The 17,790-nt window shown below is 72.4% G+C and carries 12 protein-coding genes; 9 read left to right on the top strand and 3 right to left on the bottom strand.

All coding sequences use genetic code 11. The features are described from left to right. Positions 1-8: 8 nt before the first annotated feature. The 5 genes from ACFFR3_RS05115 to ACFFR3_RS05095 are packed head-to-tail and all read left to right on the top strand — an operon-like array spanning position 9 to position 5,704. Entirely contained in the window at positions 9-1,616 is a 1,608-nt protein-coding gene (locus ACFFR3_RS05115; protein ID WP_379482665.1) for an ABC transporter ATP-binding protein, read from the top strand. Then, positions 1,616-2,758 (top strand): ABC transporter permease, encoded by a 1,143-nt coding sequence (locus tag ACFFR3_RS05110; protein WP_364364902.1) that lies wholly within the window; start codon positions 1,616-1,618, stop codon positions 2,756-2,758. The genes ACFFR3_RS05115 and ACFFR3_RS05110 overlap by 1 nt, the downstream gene beginning before the upstream one ends. Beyond that, entirely contained in the window at positions 2,755-4,035 is a 1,281-nt protein-coding gene (locus tag ACFFR3_RS05105) for an ABC transporter permease (protein WP_345396091.1), read from the top strand. The genes ACFFR3_RS05110 and ACFFR3_RS05105 overlap by 4 nt, the downstream gene beginning before the upstream one ends. After that, positions 4,032-4,427, top strand: a complete 396-nt coding sequence (locus ACFFR3_RS05100) for a cytidine deaminase (RefSeq protein ID WP_345396094.1) — start codon at positions 4,032-4,034, stop codon at positions 4,425-4,427. Before ACFFR3_RS05105 ends, ACFFR3_RS05100 begins: the two co-directional genes overlap by 4 nt. Then, positions 4,427-5,704, top strand: a complete 1,278-nt coding sequence (locus ACFFR3_RS05095; RefSeq protein WP_345396097.1) for a thymidine phosphorylase — start codon at positions 4,427-4,429, stop codon at positions 5,702-5,704. The genes ACFFR3_RS05100 and ACFFR3_RS05095 overlap by 1 nt, the downstream gene beginning before the upstream one ends. A gap of 75 nt (positions 5,705-5,779) precedes the next feature. Here ACFFR3_RS05095 and ACFFR3_RS05090 read toward each other — a convergent pair whose 3' ends face one another. The 3 genes from ACFFR3_RS05090 to ACFFR3_RS05080 form a co-directional block, all read right to left on the bottom strand. Beyond that, entirely contained in the window at positions 5,780-8,266 is a 2,487-nt protein-coding gene (locus ACFFR3_RS05090) for an FtsX-like permease family protein (RefSeq protein WP_379482664.1), read from the bottom strand. After that, the gene (locus ACFFR3_RS05085) at positions 8,263-8,955 is read right to left on the bottom strand and encodes an ABC transporter ATP-binding protein (RefSeq protein ID WP_364364910.1); all 693 of its coding nucleotides are present in this window, start codon (positions 8,953-8,955) and stop codon (positions 8,263-8,265) included. The genes ACFFR3_RS05090 and ACFFR3_RS05085 overlap by 4 nt, the downstream gene beginning before the upstream one ends. Before the next feature lie 136 nt (positions 8,956-9,091). Then, positions 9,092-9,478 carry a MarR family winged helix-turn-helix transcriptional regulator gene (locus ACFFR3_RS05080; RefSeq protein ID WP_379482663.1) on the bottom strand — a complete coding sequence of 129 codons (387 nt, stop codon included), beginning with the start codon at positions 9,476-9,478 and terminating at the stop codon, positions 9,092-9,094. A 135-nt stretch (positions 9,479-9,613) separates the two neighbouring features. Between ACFFR3_RS05080 and ACFFR3_RS05075 the strand changes: the two genes are divergently transcribed. The 4 genes from ACFFR3_RS05075 to ACFFR3_RS05060 all read left to right on the top strand — a co-directional run bounded on the left by ACFFR3_RS05075 (position 9,614) and on the right by ACFFR3_RS05060 (position 17,778). Next, positions 9,614-10,972 (top strand): MFS transporter, encoded by a 1,359-nt coding sequence (locus ACFFR3_RS05075; protein WP_345396106.1) that lies wholly within the window; start codon positions 9,614-9,616, stop codon positions 10,970-10,972. A gap of 135 nt (positions 10,973-11,107) precedes the next feature. Then, the gene (locus ACFFR3_RS05070; RefSeq protein WP_345396109.1) at positions 11,108-11,485 is read left to right on the top strand and encodes a YbaB/EbfC family nucleoid-associated protein; all 378 of its coding nucleotides are present in this window, start codon (positions 11,108-11,110) and stop codon (positions 11,483-11,485) included. Further along, positions 11,482-11,784: a type VII secretion target gene (locus ACFFR3_RS05065; RefSeq protein WP_345396112.1), complete on the top strand. Its 303-nt coding sequence runs from the start codon at positions 11,482-11,484 to the stop codon at positions 11,782-11,784. Before ACFFR3_RS05070 ends, ACFFR3_RS05065 begins: the two co-directional genes overlap by 4 nt. Positions 11,785-11,790: 6 nt before the next feature. Continuing rightward, positions 11,791-17,778: a proline-rich domain-containing protein gene (locus tag ACFFR3_RS05060; RefSeq protein ID WP_379482662.1), complete on the top strand. Its 5,988-nt coding sequence runs from the start codon at positions 11,791-11,793 to the stop codon at positions 17,776-17,778. Positions 17,779-17,790 lie beyond the last annotated feature (12 nt).

Here is a 17,790-nt window from a genome sequence, read left to right as displayed (position 1 = left end):
GAGGCGAAATGAGTGCTGACACCCTGGCCACGGCGCGACCCGCCGTAGAGCTGGAGGGCATCACCAAGCGTTTCCCCGGTGTCGTCGCGAACCACGACATCCGCATCACCGTCCAGCCCGGCACGGTGCACGCCATCGTAGGGGAGAACGGCGCGGGCAAGTCCACCCTGATGAAGATCCTCTACGGCATGCAGAAGCCGGACGAGGGCACGATCAAGGTCAACGGCACGGAGGTCAGCTTCCGTACGCCGAGCGACGCCATCGACGTCGGGATCGGCATGGTGCATCAGCACTTCATGCTCGCCGACAACTTCACGGTGCTGGAGAACATCGTCCTCGGTGCCGAGCCGAAGCGGGCCGGCCGGCTCGACACCGCCTCGGCCCGCAGGCGCATCACCGAGCTGGCCGCCACCCACGGCCTGCGGGTCGACCCCGACAAGCTGGTGGAGGACCTCGGCGTCGGCGACCGCCAGCGCGTCGAGATCCTCAAAGTGCTCTACCGCGGAGCCCGCATCCTCATCCTCGACGAGCCGACCGCCGTGCTCGTGCCGCAGGAGGTGGACGAGCTCTTCCAGAACCTGCGCGAGCTCAAGGCCGAGGGCCTGACGGTCATCTTCATCTCCCACAAGCTCGACGAGGTGCTCGGCATCGCCGACGCGATCACCGTCATCCGCCGCGGCACCACCGTGGCCAGCGTCGATCCCCGCGAGGTGACCGCGCGCCAGCTCGCCGAGCTGATGGTGGGCAGCGAGCTGCCCACGCCGGAGACCCGCGAGTCCACCGTGACCGACACGGTCGCGCTGCAGGTCTCCCACCTCACCGTGGAGGCCGACGGGCACCACCCCGCCCCCAAGGGCGTAGCGGCCGGTGAGTACGCCGCCAGGCTGCGCGACGAGGGCAAGCGGCTGCTGCTCGACGACGTGTCGTTCCAGGTGCGCAAGGGCGAGATCCTGGGCATCGCCGGCGTCGAGGGCAACGGCCAGTCGGAGCTGATCGAGGCCATCATGGGCATCAGGGCCGCGCACGGCCTGGTCGAGCTCGACGGCAGCGACATCAGCTCCTGGTCCACGCTGCGCCGCCGCGAGGCCGGCATCGGCTACATCCCCGAGGACCGCCACCGCCAGGGCCTGCTCCTGGAGGCGTCGCTGTGGGAGAACCGGGTGCTCGGCCACCAGACGAGGAAGCCCGCGCACAAGGGCGTCTGGGTGGACAGGAAGGCGTCAAAGGCCGACACCCAGCGCATCATCGACGCGTACGACGTGCGTACGCCAGGCGTGGACACGATGGCCCTGGCCCTGTCCGGCGGCAACCAGCAGAAGCTGATCGTGGGCCGGGAGATGAGCGGCGAGCCCGTCTTCCTCATCGCCGCGCACCCCACGCGCGGCGTGGACGTCGGCGCCCAGGCCGCGATCTGGGACCACCTCCGCGACGCCCGCGCGGCCGGCCTCGCCGTGCTGCTCATCTCCGCCGACCTGGACGAGCTGATCGGCCTGTCCGACACGCTCCAGGTCATCTACCGGGGCCGGCTCGTCGCCGGGCTCGACCCCCGCGAGATCACGCCCGAACAGCTGGGCGGTTACATGACCGGCGCCATCGCCGGAAACGAGGAGACGTGATGCCCGCCGGGCTCAACCGGGCACTGCTCACCGTCGCCGGCGCCGCCATCGCCGTCGTGCTGGCGATCGCCATCTGCAGCGTGGCCATCGTGGTCGCGGGCGGCAGCCCGCTCGACGCGCTGGTCGCCTTCTTCGACTTCGGCAACAGCGCGCGGGCGGAGTCCAACTCCGTCGCGACCTTCCTCAACAGGGCCGTGCCGCTGTTCATCGCCGGTCTCGCGGTCGCCGTCGGCTTCCGCATGAACCTCTTCAACATCGGCGTCGAGGGTCAGTACCGCATCGCCGCGATCTGCGCGGCGTTCGTGGGCTCCACCTTCACCGCGCCCGCCCCCATCCAGATCGCGGTCATCATCCTCGTGGCGGCCGCCGTCGGCGGCCTGTACGCGCTCATCCCCGCCGTCATGAAGGTGACCAGGGGCGTGAACGAGGTCATCTCCACGATCATGCTCAACTACATCGCGATCGCGCTGTCGGCGTACCTGCTGCGCGAGCCGTTCGCGGGTGAGCGGGCGGAGGGCCAGCTCAACACGACCACGCCGCCGCTGCCCGACTCGGGCATGTTCCCCGACCTGAACTTCGTCTTCGAGTGGTTCGGCATGCTGCCGCCCACCCGCAACGGCGGCCTGTGGGGCTTCCTGCTCGTGGCCGTCGTGCTCGGCGTGGTCATCTGGGTCGTGCTGGAGCGCACCAGGTTCGGCTTCAACGTCAAGGCCAGCGGGCTCAACGGCCCGGCCGCCCAGGCATCCGGCGTCAACCCCAAGAAGATGATCATCGCTGCCATGGTGCTGTCGGGCGGCATCGCCGGGCTCATCGGCCTGCCGGAGATCCTCGGCGACCGGGGCGCCTACACCAACAACTTCACCGCCGGCCTGGGCTTCCTCGGCATCGCGGTGGCGCTGCTCGGCAGGAACAAGCCCGTCGGCATCGCGTTCGCCGCGCTGCTGTTCGCCTTCCTCGACCGGGCGCAGGGCGCGCTGCAGTTCGCCGACATCCCCGCCTCCGTCGTCACCATCATCCAGGGCGCGATCGTGCTGCTCGTCGTCGTGGCCAACGAGGTGACCAACCGCATCGCGCTGAGGATCGAAGAACGGCGAGCGGCCCAGCAGCTCGGCAGGAACACTCCCGTTGAGGTGGCAGCATGACCAGGGTCCGCAAATACCACCTCGCGCTGATCGGCGTCGCCGCGCTCATCGTGGTGGTGTCGCTGGTCCGCGTGCTGACCGGCTTCGACGACCTCACCTCGTCCGGCACCGTCGGCGCCGCGCTCATCCTCGCCGTGCCGATCGCCCTGGCCGGTCTCGGCGGCCTGTGGGCCGAGCGGGCCGGCGTGGTCAACATCGGCCTCGAAGGCATGATGGTGCTCGGCACGTGGTTCGCCGGCTGGGCCGGATACCAGTGGGGTCCGTGGGCCGCGCTGGCCGCCGGGCTGATCGGCGGCGCGCTCGGCGGGCTCCTGCACGCCATCGCGACCGTGACGTTCGGCGTCGACCACATCATCAGCGGCGTCGCCATCAACCTGCTCGGTCCCGGCATCACCCGCTTCCTGTCGGAGGTGCTCTACAAGGAGGGCACGCCCGCCGCCGAGGCGGGCGCGGGCATCACCAGCTCGCCCGCGGTCAGCGGGGACACGCCCACGATCAGCCTGCCGCTGCTGTCCTCGGGGCCCGACCTGCTCGGCAAGCTGGAGAGCACCCACTGGTTCCTCGTGGCCGACGTCGCGGGCGTGCTGCGCGGGCTCACCCACCAGATGAACCTGCTGGTGGTCCTGGCCGTGCTGCTGCTGCCGCTGACGTTCTTCGTGCTCTGGCACACCGCCTTCGGCCTGCGGCTGCGCTCGGCCGGTGAGAACCCGTGGGCCGCCGAGTCGCTGGGCGTCAACGTCTATCGGATCAAGTACGTCGCCGTGGTGCTCTCCGGCGCCTTCGCCGGGCTCGGCGGCGTGTTCCTGGTCTTCGTCTCCGACAAGTACGTCGAGGGCCAGACCCAGGGCCGCGGCTTCATCGGCCTCGCCGCCATGATCTTCGGCAACTGGCGTCCCGGCGGCCTGGCCGCGGGCTCCGCCCTGTTCGGCTACGCCAACGGCCTGCAGCTGCGCAGCGCCCAGACCGTCACCACGTTCTTCCTGTTCGGCGCGGTGCTGCTGCTGGCCTACCTCGTCCTGCAGGTCCACCGCCTGACCGCGCCCGACCGGCCCGCCGAGCTGGCCGCGCCGGGCGTCAGGCAGTATGTGGTGATGGCAGGGGCCGTCGTGGGCGCGGCCGTGCTGTTCTGGCTCTGGCTGGTCATCGACGAGCTGCCGAACGACTTCGTCTTCATCACGCCACACGTGCTCACGCTGCTCGTGCTCCTGATCGCCTCCCAGCGGCTGCGGATGCCCAAGGCGGACGGCGTGAGCTATCGCCGGGGGGAACAACATTGAACATCGACTGGGACGGCCTGCGCGACGAGGCCGCAGAAGCCATGCGGCACGCGTACGCGCCGTACTCGAAATTCCCCGTGGGGGCGGCGGCGCTGGTCGACGACGGCCGGATCGTCACCGGCTGCAACGTCGAGAACGCCTCCTACGGCGTGGGCCTGTGCGCCGAGTGCGGCCTGGTCTCGGCGCTGCAGCGCTCGGGCGGCGGCCGGCTGGTCGCCTTCACCTGCGTGGACGGCCACGGTGAGCTGCTGATGCCGTGCGGGCGCTGCCGCCAGCTCCTCTACGAGTTCGGCGGCGAGGACCTGCTCGTCGAGACCGAGGACGGGCCCAAGCGCATGGCCGAGATCCTGCCGTACGCGTTCGGCCCGCAGGACCTCAGCAGGAGCTCCTGATGGACGCCATCGAGGTCATCAGGGCCAAGCGGGACCGGCGCGAGCTGACCACGGCGCAGATCGACTGGGTCATCGACGCGTACACGCGCGGCGAGGTGGCCGACGAGCAGATGTCGGCCCTGGCCATGGCGATCCTGCTGAACGGCATGGACCGCCGCGAGATCGCCGACTGGACCCTGGCCATGATCCGCTCGGGCGAGCGCATGGACTGGTCGGCGCTCGACCGGCCCACCGCCGACAAGCACTCGACCGGCGGGGTCGGCGACAAGATCACGCTGCCGCTGGCGCCGCTGGTGGCGGCCTGCGGGGCGTACGTGCCGCAGCTGTCCGGGCGCGGGCTCGGCCACACCGGCGGCACGCTCGACAAGCTGGAGTCGATCCCCGGATGGCGGGCCTCGCTGTCCAACGCGGAGATGCTGGACGTGCTGCGCGCCGCCGGCGCCGTCGTCTGCGCGGCGGGCTCCGGCCTCGCCCCCGCCGACAAGAAGCTGTACGCCCTGCGCGACGTCACCGGCACCGTCGAGTCGATCCCGCTCATCGCCTCGTCGATCATGTCGAAGAAGATCGCCGAGGGCACCGGGTCGCTCGTCCTCGACGTCAAGGTCGGCTCGGGGGCGTTCATGAAGACCGTCCACGACGCCAGGGAGCTGGCCGAGACCATGGTCGCGCTCGGCACCGACGCGGGCGTGCGCACGGTCGCCCTGCTCACCGCCATGGACCGGCCGCTCGGGCGGGCCGTGGGCAACGCGCTGGAAGTCGCCGAGTCGGTCGAGGTGCTGTCGGGCGGCGGGCCGGCCGACGTGGTCGAGCTCACCGTACGGCTGGCCCGCGAGATGCTGGAGGCCGCCGGGATCACCGGGGCCAAGGACCCGGCCAAGGCGCTGGAGGACGGCTCCGCCATGGACGTGTGGCGGCGGATGATCTCCGCCCAGGGCGGCGACCCCGACGCGCTGCTGCCGCAGGCGGCCGAGACCATGACGGTCGAGGTGCCCGCCTCCGGCGTGCTGACCAGGCTCGACGCGTACGCGGTGGGCCTGGCCGCCTGGCGGCTGGGCGCGGGAAGGGCGCGCAAGGAGGACCCGGTGTCGTTCGGCGCGGGCGTCGTCCTGCACGCCAAGCCGGGCGACCTGGTACGCCAGGGGCAGCCCCTCATGACCCTGCACGCCGACGAGACCGGGCGCTTCGAGCGCGCTCTCGCGGCGCTGGAGGGCGCGTACGAGGTGGGCGAGGTGGCCGGGCCGCAGCTGCCGCTTGTCATCGACCGCATCACCGTCTGAAGACCGACGGCCAAGGGGCGCCCCCGAGCGCCCCTTGGTCACCCCACGACCCACCGGCGCCCGGTGGGTCGTGCGTCACGAGCGCCGGGGCGCGAGGGACAGTCTGGTCCTGGTGAGCAGCGCCACCAGGGTCGCGAGCAGGGGCAGCCCCACCACGACGGCGGCCAGGAACGGCCACGGCAGGGCGAGCGTGGCCGGGTCACCGGAGCCCTGCGACGTCATCGGCCGGCTGAGCGCCACGCCCGTCACCCCTCCCGCCGCCAGCCCGATCAGCGCGCCGAGACCGGCGATGTAGAGCGCCTGCCAGGCCACGACCATGCGCAACGTCCTCGGCGGGGCGCCGATCGCCATCATCGTCGAGCGCTCGGGCCGCATGTCGGCGGCGGCCAGGCCGGTGGCGGCCAGCGTGCCGCCGACGACCAGCACCAGGGCACCCACGAGCCAGCCGCCCAGGCCGGTGCTCGGCAGGTGCCGGTAGCCGTCCTCCATGGCGACCGTCACGCGGGAGGTCACCTTGTGCAGGTCGCCGGACAGCGTGTCCGGCGGCCGGTGCATGGCGTAGAGCTGGCGTTCCAGGGTCGTGAAACCGGCCTGTTCGACCAGGCCGCGCGGCAGCAGCGCCCCGCCCTGGTGCTCGTCGGCGGGGGTGGCCGTCACCGCGGGCACCTCGAAGGTGCGCGGCGGGCCCGACGTCGAGCCGGCCCGCAGCCGGAGCTTGCCGTCGCGCACCGCGGCCGGGTCGAACACCACGGCCTTGCCGCTGGCCAGCGCCGCGGCCGCCCGCGGGTCGTGGCGTCCCTGCAGGAGGGTGAGCAGGGGCTGGTCGCCGACGGCCACCGTACGGCGGGTGCGCGTGCCGTTCCAGCGCACCGAATAGCGCAGGGCGTAGCGGCGGCCTTGGGCGTCCTGCACCTGGTAGCCCGAGGCGAGCGGCACTCCTGGGAGCCCTCGTACCGCCTCGGCGCGCAGCCTGGTCCAGGTCCTGTCGCTCATCACGCCGCCCCAGACGGCCAGTGTGCCGGTCGGGCGCGCCGAGGTGTAGGCGCGTTGCTGGTCGACGTACTCGCTCTGCGCGCTGATGCCCACGGCGACGACCGTGGCCGTGACCGCCGTGACGGCCGCCACCGCGCTCGCCGTCCTGGAGCGGTGGCGCACCGCGTCGCGGACGGCCACCCGCAGCGACAGCGGCAAGCGGCCGGCCACGTGCCCGGTCAGGCCGATCAGCCACGGTGTCAGCACCACCAGGCCGATCATGATCAGCAGCGCGGCGGTCCACACCGTCGCCGGGTCCTGCTGGCGGCGGGCCAGTACGGTCGCCACCAGCCCGGCCAGCACCAGCACGCCCCCGGCCAGGGGCCAGCCGCGCCGGATGGTCACGGCGGGCGGGCGGCCTGCCAGCACGCTCACGGTGTCCTGCCGGGCCGCCTGCACGGCGGGCACCAGCGCCGCCACGATCCCGGAGACCAGGCCCAGCACGGCGACGCCGAGCACCGTGAGCCACGGCACGTCCAGCGGGCCGACCTGCCCGCCCCAGTGCGCCCCGATCTCGGCGGCCAGCCCTCCCGCGCCGACGCCCAGCGCCGCCGCCACCAGCGTGGCCGTGCCGCCGAGCACCAGGCCGTCGGCCAGCACGATCAGCCGCAGGTGCCCGGCCGAGCCGCCCTGCGCGGCGATCTCGGCCAGCTCCCGCCGCCGTCGCCGCAGCCCGACCGCGAAGGCGGGGCCGGCCAGCAGCACGGTCTCCAGCACGAGCATGATCACCATGGCGCCGAGCGCGACCGTCTGCGGCAGGCCGCGCACAGCCGTCCTGTCGGGCACGTTCACGAGCATGTCGCGGGAGGTGACGTGGATGCCGGCGGTGTTCAGCGCGGCCACGTCCGTCCAGGTGACCGGGCCGGGGGTGTCGACGAGCCAGGCGGCGCCGTACTCGGTCCTGTAGTTGATCATCTTCGACCGCACCACCGGGAGGTCGGGCCCGACGACCTGCCGCAGCGTCGGCCGGTACGGGTGCTCGACCACGCCCACCACCTTCAGCGGCGCCGCGCCGGTCGGCCGCAGGAGGTCGCCGGGCCGCAGGCCGGTGGCGGGGGTCACCGCGACCTCGCCCGGCCCGGTGGGCAGCCTGCCCTCGGCCGGTGTCAGCATGCCCTTGGTGAGGGGGTCGCGCAGGTCGGTCTCCAGCGCGTCGATCCGCCCGGTGCTCAGCTCGATCTCGCCGGCGTTGCAGGGGATGGCCCGGGTGCCCGGCGCGAGCAGCGCCGCCACCTCGGCGGCACTGCGCTCGGGGATGACCCCCTTGTCGCCGTCTCCTTGCCAGACCGTGCCGCGCGGCTCCTGGTGAATCCTCGTGCCTTCGGGGAACTGCACGAGGCGGGCGTCGGCCGTGCCCAGCTCGGTCTCCACCATCTCCAGCCCGGAGACGCTCCCGGTGGCGAACCACGTGGCGACCCCCGTGATCACCAGGACGGGCAGTGCGATCATCACCATGATGAGCGCGCTTCGGCCCTTGGCCCGCCACGCGCTGCGGCGGGAGATGCGCAGCGCGGCGCGCATCGCGCTCATCGAGCGCTCTCCAGCGGCACGTCCGTGGACTCGGTGAGCATCCCGTCACGCAGGAACACCACCCGATCGGCCCAGCCGGCGTACCGCGGCTCGTGGGTGACGAGCAGCACTGCGGCCCCCGCGTCGCAGCGTGCCCGTAACGTGCGCAGGATCTCGTCGCCGGTACGCGTGTCGAGGGCGCCGGTCGGCTCGTCGGCCAGCAGCAACCGCCGCTCACCGATCAGCGCGCGGGCGATCGCGACCTGCTGGCGCTGGCCGCCGGACAGCTCCTCGGGGAAGCGGCCGGCCAGATCAGCCCCGTCGACCTCCGCCAGGGCGGCCATGGCCTCCTCGCGGGCCCGGCCTGAGCGCACGCCGTCGAGCTCGCGGGGCAGCATCACGTTCTCCGCCGCCGTCAGCGACGGGATCAGGTTGAGGTCCTGGAAGACGTAGCCGACGCTGCGCCGCCGCAGCGCCGCCAGGTCACGTACGGTGGCGAGGTCCTGCCCGTCGAGGTGCACCGTCCCCGACGTGGGCCGGTCGAGGCCGCCCGCGAGGTTGAGCAGGGTCGACTTGCCGGACCCCGACGGGCCCATGACCGCGACCAGTTCCCCCAGCCCCACCTCGAGGCGCACGCCTTTCAGCGCGTGCACGGCCGCCGCCCCTTCACCGTGCACCCTGGCCACATCGGCCAGTTGTACGAACGTCATCGCTCCTCCATCGACCGACATGCGTACTAAGTATGCATACTCGGTATGCACGCCTCAAGCGGAATGCACGAGCCTGAGGGAAGACATGACGAATGCCCGCCTTCGCAAGGAAGGCGGGGAGCGCGGGGTGCGGAGGTCAGTTCGTGAGGGCGGGGGCTTCGCTGAAGATCTCGGCGAGGACGGCGCGATGGGTGGGCACGGCCTCGGCGTGGCGGGCGCGGCCCTGGTCGGTGATGCGGACGTAGACCCCGCGCCGGTCGTCGCGGCAGACGTCGCGCGAGACGAGCGCGGCCTTCTCCAGGCGGCCCACCACCCGCGACAGCGCGCTCTGGCTCAGGTGGACCTCGTCGCACAGCTCCTGGATGCGCAGCTTGCGGTCGTGATGGACGATCCGGTCGAGCACTTCGAACTCGCTGGGTCCCAGCCCGTGCCGGGCGCCCAGCTCGCGCTCCAGCGCGCACATCGTCTTGGCGTGCTTGGCCAGGACGTAGTGCCAGGTCTCGACCACGTCGTCCGCGTCCATGTCGCGGAGGTTACCACCAGCCCAACTCTCATGCAACGGCATTAAATGCGCTTGCAATAGATGCGGGTGCATGTATTGTTCTGGCTCATGACTTCTCCTTCTTCGCGCTGGGCCGCTTTGGCCGTGCTCTGCGCAGTGATCTTTCTTGACGCGCTTGACGTCTCGATGGTGGGTGTCGCGCTGCCCGCCATCCAGCACGACCTGGGGTTGACCACGTCCTCGCTGCAGTGGGTGGTCAGCGGCTACGTGCTCGGCTACGGCGGGCTGCTGCTGCTCGGCGGCAGGACCGCCGACCTGCTCGGGCGGCGCAGGGTGTTCCTGGTCGCTTTGGGCGTCTTCGCCGTGGCGTCGTTGCTGGGCGGCGTGGTGGACGACGGCGGGTTGCTGATCGCCGCGAGGTTCGTGAAGGGCGTGGCCGCCGCGTTCACCGCCCCGGCCGCCTTGTCGATCATCACGACCACGTTTCCCGAGGGCCCGCAGCGCAACAAGGCGCTGAGTTTCTTCACCGCCTCGGGCGCGAGCGGCTACTCGCTCGGCCTGGTGCTGTCGGGGTTGCTGACCGAGATCGGCTGGCGGTGGACGTTGCTGATGCCGGTGCCCGTCGCGGTCATCGCGCTGATCGCCGCGCTGAAGGTGCTGCCGCGCGGCCGTGAGGAGCGGGCCGAGGGCGGCCACGACCTCGTCGGCGCCGTGACGATCACCGGATCCATGTTGCTGCTGGTCTTCACGGTCGTGCAGGCTCCCGAGGCCGGATGGGCGTCCGTGCGGACGATCGGCTCGCTCGCCGGGGTGGCCGCGCTGCTCGGGCTGTTCGTGTTCACCGAGCTGAAGGTGCGCCACCCGCTGGTGCGGCTGGGCATCCTGCGCTCCGGGCACATCGTGCGGGCCAACCTCGGGCTGGTCATCCTCATGGGCTCGTACGTGGCCTTCCAGTTCGTGGCCATGCAGTACTTCCAGAACCTGCTGGGCTGGTCGGCACTCGGCACCGCGATGGCGTTCCTGCCCGCCGGCGTGCTGGTCGCGCTCACCTCGACCAAGATGGGCGACTTCGCCGACAGGTTCGGCACCGGCAAGCTCATCGTGGTCGGCGCGGCGGCGCTGGCCGGCGGCTACGCGATCTTCCTCGGCATCGACCGCACCCCCAGCCTGGGCGGCATGGTGATCCCCGGCATGGTCCTGCTGGGCATCGCGTTCGCGCTGTCGTTCCCCGCGCTCAACATCCAGGCCACCAACGGCGTGGACGACGACGAGCAGGGCCTCGCCTCCGGCCTGCTGAACACCTCAGGGCAGGTGGGCGGCGCGATCGTGCTGGCCGTGGTGACCGCCGTGCTCACCTCGGGCGGCGGCGAGACGCTCTCGATCGGCTCGCTGCGCGCGGCGATCGTGGTGTCGCTGGTGCTGGCGCTGGTCGGGCTGGCGATCTCGGCGACGGGGCTGCGGGCGCGCAAGGCGGTCCCGGCGGCGGAGCCGGTGCGGACCTACGAAACGGTGTAATCTTCGCAGATTGCTCAGTGGCCTGGCTTTGCGTCAGAGAAGTTAATTCTCTGCTAACAGCGCCCGAATGTGACGTCGTGTCCGTTCCTGTCATATTACGATCCCTGTGATCATTCACAGGGGGAGAGTGCATCGGTGGCCGACGCGTTCGAGGCGACGATCGAGGAGATGGCGCGGGAGATCGACCGGCAGGTCGCCCGGCTGCGGGAGACGTACGCGGAGTACAACGCCGTAGAGCGTACCTCGCGCTCGAAGGACGGCATGGTCAGCGTCACCGTCGGCCCCAACGGGCGGCTGCGCGGCATCGAGCTGAACCCGCGCGTCTACCGCAGCCTGTCGCCGTCCGAGCTGGCCGAGGCCATCATGCGGCAGGCCGAGGCGGCGGCGGGCGAGGTCGCCGAGCAGAGCAGGACGCTCATGGAGCCGCTCATGCCGGACCCCGAGCTCCTCGACGGGGTCTTCGGACAGGGGCTCGACGCGTTCCTCCCCGGCCCGCGGAAGGGTTCCCGGTGAGCGACGGATTCACCGTACGCGCGGCGGCGCTGCGCCGGCACAGCGGCGTCTACCAGGAGCTGAAGAGCAACGCCGAGGAGGCGAGAACCGCCCTGCGCGCAGCCTTCGACCTGGACAGGAAGACGCTCGGCGACGACATGTACGGCGCCGAGCTGACCAAGAAGCTGCCCGGCATGGAGCAGGCCATCGAGGACGCCTTCAAGGACCTTCTGGACGACCTCGACGACCTCACCACCGGCCTGCACGTCTCCAGCCGCAACTACGACGCCGCCGACCAGCCGCCCGCCCGCCACGACTGAGCGACCATGGGCTTCGACGGGTTCCTCACGCCCGACTGGGCCAAGCCGTACGTGGGCTGGGTCGTCGGCATGGACTGGCCGGAAGGCGACGAGAGCGGCTGCTTCCGGATGGCCGACGCGTGCATCACGGCCGCGTACCGCATCGTCGAGGGCACCGACGCCCACCTGCCCGCCGGCGCCCGGCTCATCGGCGCCGACTGGGACGGTGACGCGCACCTCGCCTTCGTCGGCCACGTCAGGAAGACGGCCGACGAGAAGGTGGCCACTTTCGTCGAGCGGCTGGTCAACACCGCCGTCGCGCTCAACGGCGTGGGCGTGCAGATCCAGTACGCCAAGTACATGATCGAGGCCACCGTGTGGCTGCTGATCGCGACCCTGGTGGTGCTGCTGCACCTCGCCGTCACCAATCCCGCGGCCCTGGGCCTGATCCCGCCGCGCGTGCAGATCGCGCGGCTGACCGTCGCGCAGATCGCCCGGCGCACACTGCGCAACATCGCCATCTTCGCCGGGATCATGGGCGGGATGGACGCGGGCATCCAGGCGCTGCAGCTGACCAACCGCAGGGACGAGTTCGACGTCAAGCAGCTCGCGATCTCGGCGGCGAGCGGCGGCGCGATGGGCGGCATGATGGGGCTGATGTCGGGCGCGCTGTCCCGGCTCGCCACGCCCGCCCTGCGGGCCGGGCTGACCCGGGCGGAGATGTCCACGTTCGAGAAGCTGCTCGCCGCGGCCAACTCCTCCCTGTACGGTCAGGCCGCCCAGTACGCCGTCACCGGCGGCCTCACCACGGCCGGCACCATGCTGGCGCAGGGGCACTTCAGCTGGGACATGCTGGCCAAGGGCATCACGTCCAGCGCACTCGGCGCCGACGGCCAGCACCTGGTCAGAGGTCTGCCTCCCGAGATCCCACCGACCACCTCAAGCGGCCTTCCCCCTACCCCCGATCCCGGCCCCGGTGGCCCGAGCCCAGGCGCCGGTACGGGCGACCCGGGCCCCGGCGTGGGGGAGCCGGCCTCCGGCACCCCGGACCAGCGCTCCGGAGCCGGCGTCCCCGACCCCGGCTCCGCAGCGAGCGGCGGCGAACCCCGTTCCGGTGGGGCGGCGCATGAGGCCGGGCAGGTCCCCACGACCACGCTCGCGTCGAGCCCGGACCCGCAGCCCGCCCACCAGCAGCCCGCCCACCAGCAGCCCGGTTCACAGCAGCAGGGCATCAACGCGATCCCTCCGGCGCACGCCCCGGAGGGCGGTGCCTCGGTGGTGCGGCCTGACGGGACCGGTCAGGTGGCGCGGCCTGACGGGGTGGCGCGGCCTGATGCGGGTGAGCCGGGGCGGGGGACGGTGCGGCCGCCGCGTACCACCGAGATCGGGGCGCTCGGGGAGACGGCCGTGCATGACGTCAAGGTGCCGCAGGACGCCAAGGCGGCGGCGCGGGCGCTGGCCGACGGGATCGAGGGCGCGACGAAGCGGGAGCGGGCGGCCGTCCGCGACTGGCTGGAGCAGGTGCTCGCCGACGGTGACCGCGACGCCTGGACCGAGCGCCTGGCGAAGGGCGCGGCCCTGGACGTCGGGGACAAGGCGATCTACGTCAAGCTGCGCCCCGAGGGGTTCACCCATGTGGAGCACCCGGACCTGGCACCGGAGAAGCCGGTCGCGTTCGGCGGCGACGGCGTGGAGGGCAAGTCGGTACGCGCCACGTCGAGGGAGGTGAGCGGCGGCCTCGTCCGCAACCTGACCGAGTCGCCCGACGCGGCCGAGGAGTCGACGGCGCTGCCGCGTACCGGACTGCTCGACACCTCCAGGACCACGCACACCAGCAGCATCGAGCTGATGAGCGGCCACAAGGTCATCAGCCCCAAACACGACTACTTCCTCGCCGACGTCGCCGTGGACGTCTACCGCGACGGCGCGAAGCTCGCGACCGCCGGCAAGATCCAGGACCTGGCGGTGACCCTGCCCTTCCCCGAGCAGTTCACCAGGGAGGGCCCGCCGCGCCCGTCCGACCACCCGCCGGCCCGCCCGCGCCACGAGGTGCCGCAGGGGGCGGCGGGCAGGTTCCGCGACCACGGCATCACGGTCAGCGGCCTCGACCTGACGCCGCTGGTGCTGGAGGTGCAGCGCCGCGCGCTCGCCGAGGGCGTGCCCGCCCGCGAGGTCGTCAAGATCATCGACCACCTCACCTCGACCATCCTGCACGAGCAGGGCATCAAGAACCGCAGTCAGGCGCTGCTGTCGAGCGGGGCGGTCACGGAGGCGGTCAGGTTCAGGGCGTCGGCGCTGCGGTCGGCGGAGGAGTCGATCAGGATCACCGGCGAGGTGACCAGGATCGAGCGGGTGGACGGCGACGGGCGGCCTCCCGTCGAGGGCATGCTCCGCGACGACCTCGGGCGGCGCAACGCGGAAGGCGTGGCGTACCGGCAGGGCAGGGACCTCAACCTGCACGTGGGCGGCAGGCTGGGCGTGCGCGCCGGCCACTGGGCGGAGGCGATCGGGCGCGGCATCGTCGGCTTCGGGTTCGGCTCCGACCACGTCGCGACGGCGAACCGGGCGCACGGCAACCACACCGTGGTCACCAGCCGGGCCGACCTCACCATGTACGACGCCCACCTGCGCCTGAAGGTCGAGACGGAGACGATGGGCACGTTCACCGTGGACGTGCCGGCCGAGCTGGCCCTGCCGACGCGCGACGCGCCCGGCCTCGAACGGGACGTCTTCGGCCACGACCTGCGGCCGCCCGGCGAGTTCAACAGGATCCAGCACGAGCTGGCCGGCCTGCACCGCGAGATGGAGCGCGTACGCCAGGAGTTCGCATCCGGCAGGACGGGCTACGACCCGCACCCGCTGGAGCCCAGGACGCTCGCCGCCGGTCGCGGGCCAGGACTCGGCACCGGCGTCAGGGTGCACGCGGACACGCGGCTGTTCGCCGAGCTGCGCCAGGCCGTCGAGGGGGCGCTGCCGGACCTGCCGCAGAACATCAGGCGGCAGATCGTCCGCGACCTGGAGCTCAGGTACGGGGGCGCCGCCCTGGAGGCGGACCTGACGTACGCGCTGCACGGCATCAGGTACGAGACCACGATCGCCGGCCACACGGTCGAGGTCGTGGCGCAGGGCGTGCTCGGCCCCCGGCACGAGGTCGGCGCGACGGCCGTGACGATCAACGAGCGCAGGATCACCTCCTGGAACGGCACCAGCCAGCGCGAGGTCTCGCACGGCGTGCGCGGCGAGGTGGCCGCCGTGGCGCGGGTGGACGTGGGCAGGGCGCTCAGGACCGGCCTGCCCGAGGGCGTGCTGAAGGTGGACGCCCCCAACATCGCGGGCATCGCGAGCGGCTCCAAAGCGGAGACGGTCGCGGTCGGCGCGGGGCACACGCGATACGACCGCACGGAGGCGGGCGGCGGCTTCACCTTCACCAGGGACCTGTCGTTCGACGTCCAGCTGCGGGTCTCGAAGGACGGCGCGGTGGTGGCCGACACGTCGTGGCGGGTGGACGGCAGCCGGGCGGAGATCGTCGTCCCCGAGCCGCACCTGCAGGAGACGCCGCTGCTGGCCGGTGACGTCACGACCGTGGGCCGCGTGGAGCGGCTCGACGGGCCGCCCCGCGACGTGTGGGCGCACGACGACCGGCTGCACGCGATCGTCCGCCTGGGCGCGATGCCGGACCTGGCGCGGGCGGTGGCCGAGGTGCACGCCGCCTGGGCGGACCTACCGGTGCCTGCGGGGCGCCTGGACGTGCCGGTGACGATCGAGAACGTCGTGGACGTCATCACCCTGGAGACCATGATCACGTCCCATCCCGGCGGGCTGCGGCACGTGGTGGCCGAGCACGGCGGCCGGCGCTACGAGCTGCACGTGCAGGCCGACGTGGCGGGAATGACGTACGTGAAGTCGGAGACCGGGGTCGAGCACGAGGCGTACGCGAACAGCAACTCGCGCGTCGTCGAGGGGGAGCGGGGCGCGCGCGGCGTCGGCGGGCACGCGCGGGCCGGCGTGCGGGTCACGCTCGGCGGCTCCCCCGAGGGCGGTCACCCGGTGACGGGGACCGAGCACAAGGTGCTGGCCCGGGTGGGCGGGCACGCCGCGGCCAAGCGGATGTCGCTGGAGAGCTCGTACCGGGGCGGCGGGGACATCAGCCGGGTCACGTACGGGGACGGCGGCGTCTCGCACTGGTACCGGGGCGACCTGGTGCTGACCGTGACGCCCAGCAGGACTGCCGGGACGGTCGTCGAGCACGGGGAGCCCGTTCACCTGCGCGTGTCCGACATCATGGACATCGTGCTGCCCGACGAGGTGGCCCGCCGCCACGACCTGGACGTCCCAGAACCTCCCGCCCCCGAGCCGGGACACGCCCCGGAGCAGGCCCCCGAGCAGGCCCCTGAGCAGGCTCCCGAGCAGCCCGCGGACGTCGCTCGTACCTATGTGGCGCCCGAGGCGGCGATGAGCACCGCTTCCGTGCACCACCTCGACGCGCGCGGCGTCCTGCCCGCGATCGTGGAGACGTTGCGCGGCGAGGGGCTGCTCTTCCCCGGCCAGGAGCTGACCGCCCACCCGGTGGCCGAGCAGCTGCGCGGCCACTTCGGACAGGAGGCGCTCGGGACGAAGCTGGGCGAGCTGCGCGGGAACGGCGTGACGTCCTGGCTGTTCGTCACCGACGAGGCGGGCCGGGTCACCGAGCGCGTGGGGATCAGGGTCACGGCCAGGCTGGGCGACGGGGTGCACGTCGGTGAGCGGGCCGACACGGGGCTCATGCTGCGCAGCGAGCGGCTCGGCGGCGACCTGAACCTCCAGGAGAAGGGGTCGGACCGCGGCAAGGAGGTGCTCGCCCGCTACATCAGGACCTCGGACGGCGACATCGCCGGCGGCGAGGCCGGGGTCACCACCTCCCGCGACGGTCACGCCGTGGATGCCCGCGGCACCAACGTCAAGGACATCAACCGCTTCCAGACCCGGGAGGCGCCGCAGGAGTTCCGGCATCCTGTCACGTACGACATCACGCTCGAACGCTCCAAGGTCAGCCCCGTCATGGAGCCGGTGCAGGGCGCGGCCCGCGGCATGCTGCTCAAGGCGGGCGAGCTGACCGGCCACGACGGCGCCGTACGGCTCTTCGACCGGCACGTCGGCGTCACCACGACGTCCGGCGCGGTGGCGCACGGCGAGGTCGGCCTGCTGGTGGCGGGCCACCTGACCACGGAGGTCCCGCACGGCACGCCGGTCGCGGCGCACACGGAGGTCGTCGCCACCCGGCCGCGCTGGGCGGAGCAGGGCGGGCCTGGCCCGCTGACCGCCATGCTCGGCGACGCGGTGCCCAAGGGTGACGTCAGCCAGGTCGCCTTCCCCGCCGCCAGGCTGGTCGAGGAGTGGGCGCCGCTGGCCTCGGTGCCGCCCAGGCTGCGCGGCGAGGCGCCGGCGGTGGCCGACCGGCCCGGCGGGTTCGAGCTGTCCCGTCAGGACGGCATCGCGCTGACCGAGGCCACCAAGGAACGGACCATGCGGGCGCACCTCGGGTCCCTGCTGGGGCACGCGTACGAGCTGCCCGGCGTCGGCACGGTCGGCATCGAGGTCACCGGCGTCCGCGAGGTCGCCGAGGCGCGGGTCAAGCAGCGCGTCTACGCGCAGACCCTGGACACGTCAGGGCACGGCCAGGGCGAGGGCCGCGGCCTGGCCGCCCGCGCCGGTGTCTCCGGCAACCTGCGCAACCCGTCGGACGGGGGCGCGGAGTCCGGCGGCGGGCACGAAGGGCCGCCGACCGTCGGGTACGGCGGCGTCGGCGGCGCCTCCAAGACCAGGGCGGAGGCCGGGTCGCGCAACGGCGACGTGCTCGAACGCAACTACCTGGAACAGGAGCACGTCAACACCTACCTGGAGTGCGACATCCAGGTCGTGGTCAGGGGCAAGGGGACGCCGCTCGTGCTCGACGTGGACCGTGGGCTCTATCTGCGGCTCACGCCGGAGGGGCTCGCCGCGCTGGCGGAGGCGCATCGGGGAGTCGTCGGGAGATGAGCGCTTGCAGAC

The organism is Nonomuraea salmonea (assembly GCF_042428605.1).
In the GTDB taxonomy this organism is placed as follows: Bacteria; Actinomycetota; Actinomycetes; order Streptosporangiales; family Streptosporangiaceae; genus Nonomuraea; species Nonomuraea salmonea.
This window is presented reverse-complemented; position numbering and strand designations above follow the sequence as displayed.